This window comes from Streptomyces sp. NPDC107500, assembly GCF_055582785.1.
This window is the reverse complement of record NZ_JBVJPF010000009.1, coordinates 308,318-323,690: the sequence shown is the minus strand read 5'-3', so window position 1 is coordinate 323,690 and position 15,373 is coordinate 308,318. Positions and strand designations below refer to the sequence as shown.

The following is a 15,373-nucleotide window of genomic DNA, read 5'->3' as shown; positions in this document are numbered from 1 at the left end:
CCTCCCCGGCGTTCACAGCACGCTCGTCATGCCGCCGTCGACGTACAGCACCTGTCCGCCGACGAAGTCCGCGGCGGGCGAGACGAGGAACAGCAGCCCGCCCACCAGGTCCTCCGTGGTGCCCCAGCGCCCGGCAGGCGTGCGCCCGCGCACCCAGGCGCTGAACTCCTCGTCCTCGACCAGCGGCCGGGTCAGCTCGGTCTCGATGTAGCCGGGACCGAGCCCGTTGACCTGGACCCCGCGCGGGCCCCAGTCGGCGCACATGCCCTTGGTGAGCATCTTCAGCGCGCCCTTGGTGGCCGCGTAGGGCGCGATGCCCGGGCGGACCACCTCGCTCTGCAACGAGCAGATGTTGACGATCTTGCCGTGGCCGCGTTCCGTCATCCGGCGCGCGGCCTCCCGGCCCACCAGGAAGGCGCTGGTGAGGTTGGTGTCCAGGATGCGGTGCCAGTCGGCGTCCGCGAACTCCAGCAGCGGCGCCCGCAGTTGCATGCCCGCGTTGTTGACCAGGATGTCGAGCGGGCCCACCCGCTCCTCGGCCTCCGCGATCCCGGCGGCCACGGACGGGCCGTCGGTCACGTCGAAGGCGGCCGTGTGCACGTCGCCCGGGAGGCCGGCGGCCGCCTCGGTGAGGCGTTCGCCGTCGCGCCCGTTGAGGACCACGCGGCAGCCGGCCTCGGCCAGGCCCCGGGCCAGGGCCAGCCCGATACCGCGGCTGGAGCCGGTCACCAGGGCCGTGCGCCCGCCGATGTCGAAGAGGGGGTGAGCCGTCATCGTCGTACTCCTGTTTCCGGCCGACCGGTGTGCCGTGCGCCTAGATGACCAGGGACAACAGCAGGACCAGCGCTCCGGCGACCACCGAGATGATCGTCTCCATGACGGACCAGGTCTTGATGGTCTGGCCGACGCTCAGCCCGAAGTACTCCTTCACCAGCCAGAAGCCGGCGTCGTTGACATGACTGAAGAAGAGCGAGCCGGCGCCGATGGCGAGGACCAGCAGGGCGGCGTGCGTGGTCGACATGTCGGCCGCGAGCGGCGCGACCAGACCGGCCGCCGAGACCGTCGCCACCGTCGCCGAACCGGTCGCCAGCCGGATCGCCACCGCGATCAGCCAGGCCAGCAGCAGCGCCGGGATCGACCAGTCCTTGGAGATCTCCAGGATCATCTGGCCCACGCCGGAGTCGATCAGCGTCTGCTTGAAGCCGCCGCCCGCGCCGACGATGAGCAGGATGCCGGCGATGGGCGCCAGGCCCTTCTCGACCAGGCCCGACAGCCGGTCCTTGCCGAAGCCGGCGGGCCGCAGCAGCGTGAAGATACCGACGATCACGGAGACCAGCAGGGCGATCAGCGGGTTGCCGATGACGTCGAAGGTGCGCTGCACCAGGTTCTCCGGGTCGTCGACGATGATGTCGACGAGCGCCTTGAGCAGCATCAGCACGACCGGCAGCAGGATCGTGGCCAGCGTCGCGCCGAAGCCCGGGCGCTTCTCCAGGTCCTCGGAGGCGCGCGTCGGGATCATCCGGTCGGGAGCGGGCACGTCCACCCAGCGGGCGGCGTACTTGGAGAACACCGGACCGGCGATGATCACCGTCGGGACGGCGATCAGCACGCCCAGCGCGAGGGTCACACCGAGGTTGGCGCCGAGCGCGTCGATCGCGACCAGCGGGCCGGGGTGCGGCGGGACCAGGCCGTGCATCACGGAGAGACCGGCGAGGGCCGGGATGCCGATCCGCATCAGCGAGTAGTTGCCGCGCTTGGCGACCATCAGCACCACCGGGATCAGCAGCACGATGCCGACCTCGAAGAAGAGCGGCAGTCCGATGACCGAGGCGATCAGCACCATCGTCCACGGCATCGAACGGGGCGTCGCCCTGGCGAGGATGGTGTCCACGATCTGGTCGGCGCCACCGGAGTCGGCGAGCATCTTGCCGAGGATCGCGCCGAGGGCGATCAGCACGCCGACGCCCGCGACGGTGGAGCCGAGCCCGGCGGTGAAGCTGGTGATGACCTTGTCCAGCGGCGCACCGGCGAACGCGCCGAGCGCCAGTGACCCGATGGTCAGCGACAGGAAGGCATGCAGCTTGAACTTGGTGATGAGCAGCACGATGACGGCGATGCCGAGGAGCACGGCGATGCCCAGCTGGGCGTGGCCGGCCGAGGTGATCGGCTCGACGGTGTCCGCTGCCAGCATCTCGACGCTGAGTCTGGTCACGGTGGGTTCCTTGCGGTGATGGGGGTTCGGGGGACGGTGCGGGGGGTTACTGGACCGGCTCGGGGAGGTCGCTCAGGGCGCTCGCCGCGCGTTCGGTGATCTCCTCGGGCGTACCGGACACGTCCACCGCGACCCCGGCCTCGTCCGACTGGAGCGGCTGGAGGGTGGCGAACTGGGAGTCGAGCAGGGCCGTCGGCATGAAGTGGCCCTGCCGGTGCGCCATCCGGTCCTCGATCAGTTCACGGCTGCCCGTGAGATGCACGAAGACGACACCGGGAGCGGCGGCCCGCAGCCGGTCGCGGTACGACCGCTTGAGTGCCGAACTGCTCACCACCCCGCCGAGCCCCGCACGCCCGTGGGCCCAGCCGCCGATGGCGTCCAGCCACGGCCAGCGGTCCTCGTCCGTCAGGGGGGTGCCGGCCGTCATCTTGGCGATGTTGGCCGGCGGGTGGAAGTCGTCGCCCTCGGCGTAGGGGACGCCGAGCCGGGCCGCGAGCAGGGGGCCGATGGTGGTCTTCCCGGTGCCCGCTACGCCCATGACCACGACGACATGGGGGGTGTGCAGTCGCTGCATCGCACTCTCGCTGTCTGCTGTCTTCGTCGACACGTGATGTCGACGCAACTGAAACCCATTAGGTACGACTAATTCAAGAGGCTGTGACATATAAGTCTGACTTTTTGTTCCCGTGACGCGCCCCGTACGCTGAGTGCATGAGCACACCGGGCCGGGGGCTGCACGGCCGCGTACTGGACACCCTCGGTCCCGCGATCACAGCGGGCGAATACCCCGCGGGCAGCGTCTTGCGCACGGACGAACTCGCGCAGCGCTTCGAGGTGTCGCGCTCCGTGATGCGCGAGGCCGTCCGGGTCCTGGAGTCCATGCACCTGGTCGAGTCGCGCCGCCGTGTGGGCGTCACCGTCCTGCCCGAGTGCGAGTGGAACGTCTACGACCCCCAGGTCATCCGCTGGCGCCTGGCCGGCGCCGAACGCCCCCGGCAGCTGCGCTCACTGACCGTGCTGAGGTCGGCGGTCGAGCCGGTCGCGGCCGGCCTGACGGCGCGGCTCGCCACACCGGAGCAGTGCGCCGAGCTGACCGAGTGCGCGCTCGGCATGGTCGCCAACTCGCGCGGGCACCGGCTGGAGGAGTACCTCTTCCACGACGTGGCCTTCCACCGCGTCATCCTCACCGCCTCGGGCAACGAGATGTTCGCCCGCCTCGGCGGCGTCGTCGCCGAGGTGCTGGCCGGCCGCACCCACCACGACGTGATGTTCGAGGACCCCGACCCGGCCGCCGTCACCCTGCACGTCCAGGTCGCCGAGGCGGTCCGGGCCCGGGACGCCGAGCGCGCCGAGCGGCTGACCCGGGAGATCACCGTCGGCGCGCTGCACGAACTGGACATCCTGGCGCCCTGAGTGCCGGGCGGGCGTCAGTCGAGGAACTCCCCGTCCACGTACACCCATGCCCCGTCCACCCGCTCGAAGCGGCTGTGCTCGTGCAGCGAGCCGCCGCGGTGGGAGGCGCGGAAGGTGACCGTCCCGGTGGTGTGGAAGGCGGACCCGCCCGTCGAGTCCAGGATCTCCAGGCCGGTCCACCGCGTCCCCGGGTCCAGATCCAGGCGCGCGGGCCGGGTCCTCGGGTGCCAGGTCCGCAGCAGGTATCCGGCGTGGCCCTTCACGAAGGCGCTGTAGCGCGAGCGCATCAGGGCCTCGGCGGTCGGGGCGGCGGCCCCGGCGTGGAAACGCCCGCAGCACTTCTCGTACGCCTCGGACCGCCCGCAGGGGCAGGAAGGGGTGGTCATGGCGACCACTGTAGGGGAAAAGCAGAAAACCCCTGCTCAGCAGGGGTTTCAGCTGGTGTCCGAGGGGGGACTTGAACCCCCACGCCCGATAAAGGGCACTAGCACCTCAAGCTAGCGCGTCTGCCATTCCGCCACCCGGACAAGGTGTCTGCCGCGCGGGGCGTTGCCCGCGGCGACGACGTAAACATTACCAGGCTTTCGGGGGTGGCCGATCACCCCCCTTCTTGGGCACGGGCGTCCGGAGAGAGAGGATGAGAGCGACCCACCAGCAGGGACCCACCAGCAGTGACAGCGGGAGGAACCACGTGAGCGACTCGGGCACGGCCAGGAGCGTCACCGGCGAGGACGAGGTCGTCGACCTCTGCCGCGAGCTGATCCGGATCGACACCAGCAACTACGGCGACCACTCGGGGCCGGGCGAGCGCAAGGCCGCCGAGTACGTCGCGGAGAAGCTCGCGGAGGTGGGACTCGAACCGCGGATCTTCGAATCCCACCCCGGACGAGCCTCCACCGTGGCCCGGATCGAGGGCGAGGACCCGTCCCGGCCCGCGCTGCTCATCCACGGCCACACCGACGTCGTCCCGGCCAACGCGGACGACTGGACCCACCACCCCTTCTCCGGCGAGGTCGCCGACGGCTGCGTGTGGGGCCGCGGTGCCGTCGACATGAAGGACATGGACGCGATGACCCTCGCGGTCGTCCGCGACCGGCTGCGCAGCGGACGCAAGCCCCCGCGCGACATCGTGCTGGCCTTCCTCGCCGACGAGGAGGCCGGCGGCACCTACGGCGCCCGGCACCTCGTCGACAACCACCCCGACCTCTTCGAGGGCGTCACCGAGGCGATCAGCGAGGTGGGCGGCTTCTCCTTCACCGTGAGCGAGCAGCGCCGCCTCTACCTGATCCAGACGGCCGAGAAGGGCATGCACTGGATGAAGCTGACCGTGGCCGGTACCGCCGGGCACGGGTCGATGATCCACCGCGACAACGCGATCACCGAGCTGTCGGAGGCCGTCGCGCGCCTCGGCCGGCACCAGTTCCCGATCCGCGTGACCAAGACGACCCGGGCGTTCCTCGACGAACTGGGCGACGCGATGGGCATCGAACTCGACGCGGACGACATGGAGGCCACGCTCGCCAAGCTCGGCGGCATCGCCAAGCTCATCGGCGCGACCCTGCGCAACACGGCCAATCCCACGCAGCTGGGGGCCGGCTACAAGGTCAACGTCATTCCGGGCTCGGCCACCGCGCACGTCGACGGGCGGTTCCTGCCCGGGTACGAGGAGGAGTTCCTCGCTGACCTCGACCGGATCCTCGGCCCGAAGGTGCTGCGCGAGGACGTGCACGCCGACAAGGCCGTCGAGACGACCTTCGACGGAGCGCTCGTCGAGGCGATGCAGTCCGCGCTGGTGGCCGAGGACCCGGCCGCGAAGGCGATCCCCTACATGCTCTCCGGCGGCACGGACGCGAAGTCCTTCGACGACCTGGGCATCCGGGGGTTCGGCTTCGCGCCGCTCAAGCTGCCGCCGGAGCTGGACTTCGCGGGCATGTTCCACGGGGTGGACGAGCGGGTGCCGGTGGAGGGACTCCAGTTCGGCGTGCGGGTGCTCGACCGCTTCATCGACGCCTCCTGAACCGCCCCCTCCGGTCAACGGGTTCCGCACGCGCCGGTATTCGGCCGCGCGTGCGGACGCCGACCGGGACGAGTGAATGCGCTCATAAGCTCGTAGCCTCATTACTTCCTCCTCGTTACAGGTGATGCGATCAGCAAGCTGGGATCGCGTTTTCCAACTAGGAGGAACAATGCTCAAGAAGGTCGTCGCCGCCGCGGCTGCCACCGGTGGTCTGGTTCTCGCGGGCGCGGGCATGGCCGTCGCCGACTCCGGTGCGCAGGGTGCCGCCGTGCACTCGCCCGGTGTCCTTTCCGGCAACGTCGTCCAGGTTCCCGTGCACGTCCCGGTGAACGTCTGCGGCAACACGGTTTCCGTGATCGGTCTGCTGAACCCCGCCTTCGGCAACGCCTGCGTCAACAAGTGACGTTGTGCCTCGCCCCATGAGGGTCTGAGTCCGCCGGCCCCGGAGCGCGCGCCATGCGCTCCGGGGCCGACGGACTTTTGATCGGCCTTCGAGGCGGGGGAGCGATGGCAACGCCGGAATTCCCGGCGTTCTCCGTACCACGGGACTAGGGCAAGGCAGGGATCCAGGAAATGCGACAGGTCACCCGCAAGGGCCTGATGACGATGGCGGCGGCCACCGGTGTGATCGCCGCCGCGGGCGGCGCCGCGCACGCCGACTCGGGGGCGCACGGCTCGAGTTCGGGTTCGCCCGGCGTGCTGTCCGGCAACACCGTGCAGGCGCCGGTGCACGTTCCGGTCAACGTGTGCGGCAACACGGTCGACGTCGTCGGCGTCCTCAATCCGGCGATGGGCAACTCGTGCGCCAACCGGGGCGGCGGCGCCTCCGGGGGCTCGGGCGGATACGGCGACTCAGGCGGCCGGGACGGTTCTCACGGAGGCTCGCACGCCGACGGTCACGCCAAGGACTCGCCGGGCGTCGCGTCCGGCAACCACATCGAGGTACCGGTGCACGTTCCGGTGAACGTGTGCGGCAACAGCATCGACGTCGTCGGTGTCCTCAACCCGGCCACCGGCAACGACTGCCGCAACGGGGGCGGGGACCACGAGACGCCTCCCGGCGATCCGGGCGATCCCGGTGACCCCGGCAATCCCGGTGACCCGGGTGACCCGGGTGACCCCGGTGACCCCGGTGACCCGGGCGATCCCGGTGACCCCGGTGACCCGGGTGACCCCGGTGACCCGGGTGACCCCGGTGACCCGGGTGACCCGGGTGACCCCGGTGACCCGGGTGACCCCGGTGACCCGGGTGACCCCGGTGACCCGGGCGACCCCGAGAACCCGGACACCCCGCCGGGCTCGGACGGCCCCGACGGCGGGACCCCGGACGAGGACGGTTCCGGTAGCCGGAACACCACCCAGCCGCAGGGCGACGCCCGCCTCGCCGAGACCGGCAGCGGCCTGCCGCTGGGCCTCACCCTGCCGGTGGGCGCGGGTGCGCTGCTCGCGGGCACCGTGCTCTACCGCAAGGCGCGCGCCTCGGCCTGATGCGGGCGGCGCGGTACAGCGGAGCGGGCCCCGCGTCGGCGGGGCCCGTCTGCGCCTCACCAGGTGGCGCGTACCTGGCGGATGATCCGCCGCCGCAGCCGCACCTTGCGGCTGCCGTCGAGCAGCAGGGTCAGTCGGTACAACTCCCAGTGTCCGTACTCGGCATGTTCCGTCAGCAGGCGTGTCGTCTCCTTGCGGGTGACCCCGCGCGGCACGTACACATCGACAAATTCGTATTCCGGCATCGAATCTATTGTGCGGGCTGGGGCCCGGTACGGATAGCGTCTGCACTATGTCTGATGCTGCGCAGCCCACCGCTGCCGAGGTACGCGCCGCCGCCGAGGCCGTCAAGACCGCGCTCGACCGCCACCTGGCCGCGGTCGAACGCCGGTCGGGGGAGGACGACCCGGCCGTCTACGACGCGTTCAACCAGCTGGCCGCGGCCGCGGAGGCGTACGACGAACTGCTCTACGACCGGTACGACGAGGTCACTCCCTTCGAGATCCCCGGTACCGGGGACTCGATGCCGCCCTACACGGGCCCCGAGGAGCCCAGCGCGCTCAGCGTGCTGATCCGCCGCGACTACTCGGTGGCCGAGCCGCAGCGTCTGATGGCCCAGGCCCGGCGGGTCGAGGCGGCGGACGAGGAGGGCGTGGGCGCGGAGGCCTCCGGCACGGTCCACGGGGCGCTGGGCCTGCTCTTCGGCGAGTTCGAGCCGGACGAGATCGCCTCCCGGCACAAGGAGTTCGGACTGGAGGAGGGCGACTCCACGCTCTGGGTGACGGCCGCGGACGAGACCGCCGAGCCCGGCGAGTGGCTGGAGGCCCCGTTCGACCAGGCCGACCCGCAACTGGTCGTCTGCCGCTTCGACGTCAGCGCGGTCTTCGACGACGAGTACGACGACGGTCTCGACGAAGACGAAGACGAAGACGAAGACGACGACGAGGCGGACGCGGACGAGGAGGAGAGCGGCGGCGTCGGTGCGGGGGAGCTGGACGAGGACCTCGACACGGACCTGGACGACGACTTCGGTCCGGACGAGGACACCGAACCGGCACGTCCGACCGCGGGTCGCTGAGTCACCGGCCCCCGGGAGCGCTCCGGGGGCCGGCGCTCGGCGTCAGCCGGCCGTCGGGACCTGCGGCGCGAGCAGTGCCGGCAGCCGGGTCGTGCGCGGCCTGGCCGGGACCTCGGCCACGGCGCGGGGCAGCGCCTGCTCCACGCCGTGCACCACGGAGAGGTGCCGGGCGGCCCGGCCGAAGGCCGTGTAGACCCAGGGGCGGCTGAGGGCCTGCGCGGCGTCGCCGGGCAGGACCACGACCACCGCGGGCCACCGGCCGCCCACCGCCTGGTGCGCGGTGAGGGCCCACCCGTGCCGCACGGACCCCTCGACCCGGTCCTTCGGGACGACCACGTCCTCGCCCCCGCACGACAGGTGCAGTCCGTCGGCGTCGGCCTTCACCACGCGGCCGGGCAGCGTACGGCCCGGCGCGGGGGAGTAGGCGACACGGTCGCCGGGGTCGAAGCCGCCGAAGCGGCCGGGGCCGGGATTCAGCCGTTCCTTCAGCGCCGCGTTGAGCGCCCGGGTGCCGGCCGCGCCGCCGTGGCCCGGGGTGATCACCTGGGTCTCCTCGGCGGGCACGCCGATCGCGCGCGGCACCGAGTCCGCGACGAGCTGGACGGTGCGGTGCACGGCCTCGCCCGCCTCCCGCACCGGCACGATCACGACCTCCTTGCCGGGCGCCTCCACCTGGCCCAGCTCGCCGATGCCGATGCCGGAGACGAGTTCGCCGAGCGGGCCCTGGTCCGGGAGACGCGAGGCGATCTGCGGGCAGACCCCCGCCGCCAGCAGGTCCGCGAAGATCCGGCCGGGCCCCGTCGAGCCGAGTACCGCCGGGTCCCCGGCGAGTACCAGCCGGGCCCCGTCCGGCAGTGACTCCGCCAGCAGCGCGCCCGCCTCGACGTCCAGCTGCGGTGCGTCGAGGACCACCAGCAGATCCAGGTCCACCGCGCCGTCGGTGTCCCGCCCCGGCCCCTCGGCACCGGCCAGCAACCCGGCCAGGGTGACGACCGCCGGACCCTCCGCGGCCGCGGAGCCCAGCAGCGCGGCGAAGCGGTCGCGGCCGAGCGGGCCCGGCGCGGCGGCCCAGGCGCGCAGCCCCAGGGCCCGCGCGGCGTGCAGCAGGGCCGCCGGTTCGGCCAGGGACGCCTCCCCGCCGGTGTGCAGGACCAGCCCGTGGCCCGCGACGGCGCGGATCAGCTCGGCGGCGGACCCCTGCGCCGAGTCGGCGGCCCGCTCCCAGTCCGCGGCCGAACCGTCCTGCTTCGGTGCCGCGTTGACGAGCCGGGCGAGACCGTCGGCCAGGCTCTCCTCGGCGAGCGCGTACCGCTCCAGGCCGATCAGGACGCGGACCGGGCGCTCGTCGGCCCCCTCGCCCTCCTCGTCCGCACCCTCCGCGCCGCCCGCAGCGCGCTCCGGGCGGGCGCCGGGCTCGTCCAGGGCGTCCTGGAAGGCCAGCGCCTCGCCCTCGGCCAGCGTGCTCTGAACGGCCGCGTCGGGATCCGGCACGCCACGCTGGGCCAGCGTGGCGGTGAGGCGCGCCAGCTCCAGGGCGGTGTGCCCGGCCAGCGCCGCCTGCTCCAGCAGCCACACGGTGACGGCACGGCCGCGCCGCTCGTCGTCCGGGCCGCACTCCGCGCCGAGCAGTGCGCGGGCGAAACCGTCGGCCTGCTCGGGCCGCACCCCGCCGACCCGGAGCAGCTGCCAGGGGTCCGTGCGCAGGGCCTCCGCCGCCCCATCGCCGAGGACCGCGGCGGTCTGCGGGGCGAGGGCCTCCGGGGCGCCGCCCTCGGCCAGCACGCGCCGGACCGCCTCGACGGTCTCCGGCGGGGGGCCCGCGGGTGCGGCGGACGGCTCGGCGGGTGCGGGCCGCGGCGGCCGCACCGGCTCGGGGGCCTGGCGGCGGGCCGGGCCGGGGTCGCCGAAGACGGTGGCCGCGGGCTTCTCGCCGCCCTCCACGGCCCGGACGGCGGCCAGCAGATCGGCCGCGGTGCCGCTGAGCTTCCCCCCGGCCTCGATCGGCCCCTGCTTCTCCGCCTTCCGCCGTTCGATCCGCTCCCGCTCGACCCGCTGGGCGGCCAGCTCGGCCTCGGTCTCGGACACCTGCGCCGCCGGGGCGGCCGCGTCGCCCCCCTCGTCGCCCCCCTCCCCGCCGGTCCCGGAGGCGTCCGCGGAGCCCGGAGTTCCCGGCCCGGGCTCCACGGTTTCTGCGGTGTCCTCGGGGGCGGGCTCGGGCTCCGTGCTCACAGCGTGCTCCAGTCGTGATCGGGATAGCGGTGCACCGGCGCCGACACGTCGTCGAGCGCCCGGCAGATCTCGTCAGGAAGACTAAGGGCCTCCACTGACAACGCCGCCGTGAGCTGCCGCGCGTTGCGCGGTCCGATGATCGGCGCGACCACACCAGGCCGGTCGCGGATCCAGGCCAGCGCCACCTGGAGCGGCGTCACCGCCAGCCCGTCGGCCGCCGTCGCCACCGCGTCCACGATGTGCCCGGCCGTGTCGTCGAGGTAGGGCGCGACGAACGGCGCCAGCTGCTCCGAGGCGCCCCGCGAGTCCGGGGGCGTGGCGTCCTTGCGGTACTTGCCGGTCAGGACCCCCCGGCCCAGCGGCGAGGAGGGCAGCAGGCCGACGCCCATGTCCAGGGCGGCCGGCAGCACCTCACGCTCGACGCCCCGCTGTAGCAGGGAGTACTCCATCTGCGTGCTCGCCACCCGGTTCCGTACGCCCGGCGCCGCCAGCTGCCAGGTCGCGGCCTTGGCCAGCTGCCAGCCGCAGAAGTTGGAGACCCCCGCGTACCGGGCGCGGCCGCTGCTCACCGCCACGTCGAGGGCGTGCAGCGTCTCCTCCAGCGGGGTGTGCGGGTCGAAGGCGTGCAGGTGCCACACGTCGACGTGGTCGGTGCCGAGGCGGGCGAGCGAGGCGTCCAGCGCGGAGAGCAGATGGCCGCGCGAACCGTCGAAGCGGCGGTCGGGATCGGGCACGCTGCCCGCCTTGGTCGAGATCACCAGGTCCCGGCGCGGCACCAGGCCCTCCATGAGCCGGCCGAGCAGGTACTCCGACTCCCCGTCGCCGTACACGTCCGCCGTGTCGACGAGTGTGCCGCCCGCTTCCCAGAAGGTCTTCAAGAGGTCCGCGGCGTCGTGCTCGTCCGTGCCCCGGCCCCAGGTCAGGGTGCCGAGACCGATGCGGGACACGCGCAGGCCGGTGCGGCCGAGATGCCTCTGCTCCATGAACGGCGACATTACTGGCCACGGCTTGCGCTGTGGGGGCCTGTGGACAACCGATTTCCGCGCGCTAAGGTCGGGGCACCAGCGACGTTACTGATGGGTAAGGGGAATCGGCCATGCAGCTCGGGATCAACCTCGGCTACTGGGGTGCCGGAATGGACGCGGACAACCTGGCCGTGGCCAAGGAGGCCGACCGGCTCGGATACGCCGTGTGCTGGGCCGCCGAGGCCTACGGCTCCGACGCGGCCACCGTGCTCACCTGGGTCGCCGCCCAGACCGAGCGCATCGACGTGGGCTCGGCCATCTTCCAGATCCCGGCCCGCCAGCCCGCGATGACCGCGATGACCGCCGCCACCCTGGACTCCCTCTCCCAGGGCCGCTTCCGCCTCGGCCTCGGCGTCTCCGGACCGCAGGTCTCCGAGGGCTGGTACGGCGTCAAGTTCGACAAGCCGCTGGCCCGCACCCGCGAGTACGTGGAGATCGTGCGCAGGGCGATGACCCGCGAGCGGCTGTCGTACGAGGGACAGCACTGGACGCTGCCGCTGCCCGGCGGCCCCGGCAAGCCGATCAAGCTGACCGTGCACCCGCAGCGCGAGCACATCCCGCTCTACATCGCCGCCATCGGCCCCAAGAACCTGGAGCAGACCGGCGAGATCGCCGACGGCGCCCTGCTCATCTTCCCCTCCGCCGACCACCTGGAGGAGACCGCCGTCAAGCACCTGCGCGCCGGACGCGAGAAGGCCGGCCTGACCCTCGACGGCTTCGACGTCTGCCCGACCCTGCCGCTCGCCCTCGGCGAGGACAAGGACGTCACCACGCTCGCCGACACCTTCCGCCCCTACACCGCGCTCTACGTCGGCGGCATGGGCAGCCGCAAGCAGAACTTCTACAACCAGCTCGCCCAGCGCATGGGCTACGAGCGGGAGGCCGCCGAGATCCAGGACAAGTACCTGTCCGGCGACAAGCAGGGCGCCGCCGCGGCCGTGCCGCACGAGCTGATCGACCAGACGACCCTGCTCGGCTCCGTCGACCGGATCGCGGACCGGATGAAGGCCTACGCCGCGGCCGGCGTCACCACCCTGACGCTCGCCCCCGCGGGCTTCACCCTGGACGAGCGCCTCGCCGCGCTCCGCGCCGGCACCGAGGCCCTGGAGCGTGCCGGACTGGCGTGACCCCCGGAAAGGTTCCGCGGCCGTGGTGGGGGCTCGGGGGTCTTCCCCGCCACGGCCGTCACGGGGAACAACGCGCCCGCGCCCCGGTGGTTACGCGTCCCCGCTGGTCCTTCTTTCGGCGGAGCTGCCCGCCGCACCTGTTGCCGAGTCCCCGCTTCCGCACTTGACTCGTTTAGCGGAGTGTGCGGAACCTGCGGACCTTGCAGCGGCAGAAGGGTGCCACCGATGCTTTCGGCGAAGAGCCTGTTCCAGGAGATCCTCGACAACGACGAGTCGTTCCGTCTCTTCTGCTCCATCGCTGCCAGCGGTGAGTCGCAGGGCGGCTGGGAGAACGCGCGCATCGCCGCGCTGGTGCCGGAGAGCGAGCGCGGACTCGCCCCCAAGATCACCCGGCACGGGGCGGACGAGGACAAGCACGGCCGGATCTTCAACGCCCTGCTGAAGAAGCGCGGCCTCGAACCCGTGGCGGTACCCCCCGAGACCGACTACACCATGCTGCTGGAGCGGCACGGCATCGGCCTCGCCCACGAGAAGCTCAAGGCCGACCGGCCCCTCACCGTGCGGGACGTCATCACCTACCTCGCGCACAGCAGGGTCACCGAGCAGCGCGCGGCCGAGCAGATGGCGATGCTCCTCAAGTACTTCGGCGACGACCCGGACCTGGGCCGGGCCGTCCGCATGATCTCCGCCGACGAGGACAACCACCTCGCCTACTCCCACGAGGAACTGCTGCGCTACACCGCCGACGGGCACGGCGCGTACATCCGGCGCACCCTGCGCGAGTGCGCGCTGGCCGAGATCCGCGTCCACCGGGACGTCAGCCTCGCCGTGATGGCCCGCATGGGGCGCGTCCTGGGCTGGTCCCGCGGCAGGTCGGCGCTGCTCGCGGCCGGCATCCACGCGACGTACGCCTACGAGCGGCTGACCGGCTGGCGCCGCATGGTGCGGCTGCGGACCCCGGACCGCCGCGACGCGCTCGGCGGTCCCGCGACCCCGGCCCCCGAGATCGCCTGAGCCGGCCCTGGGCCGCGTCCGGCCTAGAGCCAGCCCCGGCGCTTGAACTGCCGGTACAGCAGTACCTCCAGCACGGCCATCAGCAGGATCACCGCCGGGTAACCGCCGACCCAGTGCAGTTCCGGCATGTGGTCGAAGTTCATGCCGTAGATCCCCGCGATCATCGTGGGGACCGCGGCCATGGCGGCCCACGCGGAGATCTTCCGCATGTCGTCGTTCTGCCGGACGCTCATCTGCGCCAGATGCGCCGACAGGATGTCCGAGACGAGCCGGTCCAGGTTCTCCACCGACTCGTTCACGCGCGTGAGGTGGTCGCTCACGTCCCGGAAGAACGGCCGCGCCCGGTCGTTCACGAACGGCACCCCGGCGCCGAACGCGCCCGTTCCGGCCAGCCGGGCCAGCGGCGGCGCCAGCGGGCCGGTCGCCCGCCGGAACTCCAGGATCTGACGCTTGAAGTTGTAGATCCTCGACGCCGTGTGCCGCGAGCCGGCGCCGTCCGGCGAGAAGACCTCCGTCTCCAGCTCCTCCAGGTCGTTCTGGAGCTCGACCGCCACGTCCAGGTAGTGGTCCACGGTGGCGTCCGCGATCGCGTACAGCACCGCCGTGGGCCCTTTGCCGAGCAGGTGGGGCTCGTGCTCCAGACGCTGCCGCACGGCCTTCAGCGGGGAACCCTCGCCGTGCCGGACCACGACCGCGAAGGCGTCCCCCAGGAAGATCATCAGTTCGCCGCTGGAGACGGTGTCGCTGTCCGGCTCGTACACCACCGGCTTCAGGACGGCGAAGAGCGAGTCGTCGTACACCTCCAGCTTGGGCCGCTGATGCGCCTTGAGCGCGTCCTCCACCGCCAGCGGGTGCAACCCGAACTCCTGGCTGACCAGCTCGAACTCGGCCTCCGTCGGCTCATGCAGCCCGATCCAGACGAAGCCGCCGGCGGACCTCGCCTCGCCGAGCGCGTCGGACAGGTCCTCGGGCCCGTCCGTGCGGTGCCCGTCCCGGTAGATGGCACAGTCGACGATCACCGAACGCATTCTCCCCTCGCCCCGGCGCCCCTGTACGGCGCCGTACGCCTACCCTGGCCGCATGCCCACGCTGATCCTGGTTAGGCACGGACGTTCCACCGCCAACACCGAGGGGCTGCTCGCCGGGTGGACGCCCGGCGTGGCCCTCGACGAACGCGGCGCCGCTCAGGCCGCCGCGCTGCCCGCGCGGATCGCCGGCCTGCCACTCTCCGAGATCGTCACCAGCCCGCTCCAGCGCTGCCAGGAAACGATCCGGCCGCTGCTCGACGCCCGGCCCGGTCTGCGGGCGCACACCGACGAACGCATCGGCGAGTGCCACTACGGCGACTGGTCCGGGCGCAAGCTCGCCGAACTCAAGGACGAGCCCCTCATGGAGGTGGTGCAGTCCCACCCGTCCGCCGCGGCCTTCCCCGGCGGCGAGTCGATGCGCGCGATGCAGACCCGCGCCGCCGAGGCGGTACGCGAGTGGAACGCGCGCGTGGAGCGCGACCACGGCGCCGACGCCGTCTACCTCATGTGCTCGCACGGCGACATCATCAAGTCCCTGGTCGCGGAGGCGCTCGGCCTGCACCTCGACCTCTTCCAGCGGATCTCCGTCGAGCCCTGCTCCGTCACCGCGATCCGCTACACGCGCCTGCGGCCCTTCCTCGTCCGCCTCGGTGACACCGGCGACTTCGCCTCCCTGGCCCCGCGGCAGACGTCGCCGGACGACCAGGCCCCGGTCGGGGGTGGTGCGGGCGCACCGTGATCG

16 protein-coding genes and 1 tRNA gene are annotated in these 15,373 nt (G+C 72.4%); 8 read left to right on the top strand and 9 right to left on the bottom strand.

What is annotated here, in order from left to right; translation table 11 throughout:
- Window positions 1-12: 12 nt before the first annotated feature.
- The 3 genes from ACZ67M_RS33440 to ACZ67M_RS33430 are packed head-to-tail and all read right to left on the bottom strand — an operon-like array spanning window position 13 to window position 2,786.
- A complete protein-coding gene (locus tag ACZ67M_RS33440; RefSeq protein WP_469853883.1) occupies window positions 13-774 on the bottom strand; it encodes an SDR family oxidoreductase in 762 nt (253 codons plus the stop codon).
- Window positions 775-814: 40 nt separating this feature from the next.
- On the bottom strand, window positions 815-2,212 hold the full coding sequence (locus ACZ67M_RS33435; RefSeq protein ID WP_122617345.1) for a GntP family permease: 1,398 nt from the start codon (window positions 2,210-2,212) through the stop codon (window positions 815-817).
- A 46-nt stretch (window positions 2,213-2,258) separates the two neighbouring features.
- On the bottom strand, window positions 2,259-2,786 hold the full coding sequence (locus ACZ67M_RS33430) for a gluconokinase (RefSeq protein WP_361360636.1): 528 nt from the start codon (window positions 2,784-2,786) through the stop codon (window positions 2,259-2,261).
- A 137-nt stretch (window positions 2,787-2,923) separates the two neighbouring features.
- Here ACZ67M_RS33430 and ACZ67M_RS33425 point away from each other — a divergent pair, with 137 nt between their 5' ends.
- Window positions 2,924-3,625, top strand: a complete 702-nt coding sequence (locus ACZ67M_RS33425) for a FadR/GntR family transcriptional regulator (RefSeq protein ID WP_361360637.1) — start codon at window positions 2,924-2,926, stop codon at window positions 3,623-3,625.
- A 14-nt stretch (window positions 3,626-3,639) separates the two neighbouring features.
- Here the strand turns inward: ACZ67M_RS33425 and ACZ67M_RS33420 are convergent, their stop codons facing one another.
- Together ACZ67M_RS33420 and ACZ67M_RS33415 are read right to left on the bottom strand one after the other, a co-directional pair.
- Window positions 3,640-4,011 carry a YchJ family protein gene (locus ACZ67M_RS33420; protein ID WP_469853882.1) on the bottom strand — a complete coding sequence of 124 codons (372 nt, stop codon included), beginning with the start codon at window positions 4,009-4,011 and terminating at the stop codon, window positions 3,640-3,642.
- A gap of 53 nt (window positions 4,012-4,064) precedes the next feature.
- Window positions 4,065-4,152, bottom strand: a tRNA-Leu gene (locus ACZ67M_RS33415).
- Between the two features lie 164 nt (window positions 4,153-4,316).
- On the opposite strand from ACZ67M_RS33415, the gene ACZ67M_RS33410 reads away from it, so the two are divergent.
- From ACZ67M_RS33410 to ACZ67M_RS33400, 3 genes are all read left to right on the top strand, one after another.
- Window positions 4,317-5,642, top strand: coding sequence for a M20/M25/M40 family metallo-hydrolase (locus tag ACZ67M_RS33410; RefSeq protein WP_361360917.1), 1,326 nt, complete (start codon window positions 4,317-4,319; stop codon window positions 5,640-5,642).
- Window positions 5,643-5,811: 169 nt separating this feature from the next.
- On the top strand, window positions 5,812-6,045 hold the full coding sequence (gene chpH, locus ACZ67M_RS33405; RefSeq protein WP_122617341.1) for a chaplin ChpH: 234 nt from the start codon (window positions 5,812-5,814) through the stop codon (window positions 6,043-6,045).
- 170 nt (window positions 6,046-6,215) lie between these two features.
- Window positions 6,216-7,130 (top strand): chaplin, encoded by a 915-nt coding sequence (locus ACZ67M_RS33400; RefSeq protein WP_469853881.1) that lies wholly within the window; start codon window positions 6,216-6,218, stop codon window positions 7,128-7,130.
- A gap of 56 nt (window positions 7,131-7,186) precedes the next feature.
- Here ACZ67M_RS33400 and ACZ67M_RS33395 read toward each other — a convergent pair whose 3' ends face one another.
- The gene (locus tag ACZ67M_RS33395) at window positions 7,187-7,375 is read right to left on the bottom strand and encodes a DUF5703 family protein (RefSeq protein ID WP_361360644.1); all 189 of its coding nucleotides are present in this window, start codon (window positions 7,373-7,375) and stop codon (window positions 7,187-7,189) included.
- 47 nt (window positions 7,376-7,422) lie between these two features.
- Here ACZ67M_RS33395 and ACZ67M_RS33390 point away from each other — a divergent pair, with 47 nt between their 5' ends.
- Window positions 7,423-8,208: a hypothetical protein gene (locus tag ACZ67M_RS33390; RefSeq protein WP_469853880.1), complete on the top strand. Its 786-nt coding sequence runs from the start codon at window positions 7,423-7,425 to the stop codon at window positions 8,206-8,208.
- Between the two features lie 42 nt (window positions 8,209-8,250).
- Here the strand turns inward: ACZ67M_RS33390 and ACZ67M_RS33385 are convergent, their stop codons facing one another.
- Window positions 8,251-10,437: a helix-hairpin-helix domain-containing protein gene (locus tag ACZ67M_RS33385; protein WP_469853879.1), complete on the bottom strand. Its 2,187-nt coding sequence runs from the start codon at window positions 10,435-10,437 to the stop codon at window positions 8,251-8,253.
- The gene (locus tag ACZ67M_RS33380) at window positions 10,434-11,420 is read right to left on the bottom strand and encodes an aldo/keto reductase (RefSeq protein WP_361360650.1); all 987 of its coding nucleotides are present in this window, start codon (window positions 11,418-11,420) and stop codon (window positions 10,434-10,436) included. Before ACZ67M_RS33380 ends, ACZ67M_RS33385 begins: the two co-directional genes overlap by 4 nt.
- Window positions 11,421-11,533: 113 nt before the next feature.
- Here ACZ67M_RS33380 and ACZ67M_RS33375 point away from each other — a divergent pair, with 113 nt between their 5' ends.
- Window positions 11,534-12,589, top strand: coding sequence for an LLM class F420-dependent oxidoreductase (locus tag ACZ67M_RS33375; RefSeq protein ID WP_234960835.1), 1,056 nt, complete (start codon window positions 11,534-11,536; stop codon window positions 12,587-12,589).
- 225 nt (window positions 12,590-12,814) lie between these two features.
- Window positions 12,815-13,603, top strand: coding sequence for a ferritin-like domain-containing protein (locus ACZ67M_RS33370; protein WP_361360653.1), 789 nt, complete (start codon window positions 12,815-12,817; stop codon window positions 13,601-13,603).
- A gap of 23 nt (window positions 13,604-13,626) precedes the next feature.
- Here ACZ67M_RS33370 and corA read toward each other — a convergent pair whose 3' ends face one another.
- The gene (gene corA / locus ACZ67M_RS33365; protein ID WP_469853878.1) at window positions 13,627-14,622 is read right to left on the bottom strand and encodes a magnesium/cobalt transporter CorA; all 996 of its coding nucleotides are present in this window, start codon (window positions 14,620-14,622) and stop codon (window positions 13,627-13,629) included.
- Between the two features lie 61 nt (window positions 14,623-14,683).
- On the opposite strand from corA, the gene ACZ67M_RS33360 reads away from it, so the two are divergent.
- Window positions 14,684-15,370: a histidine phosphatase family protein gene (locus ACZ67M_RS33360; RefSeq protein WP_361360657.1), complete on the top strand. Its 687-nt coding sequence runs from the start codon at window positions 14,684-14,686 to the stop codon at window positions 15,368-15,370.
- The last annotated feature ends 3 nt before the right edge of the window (window positions 15,371-15,373 follow it).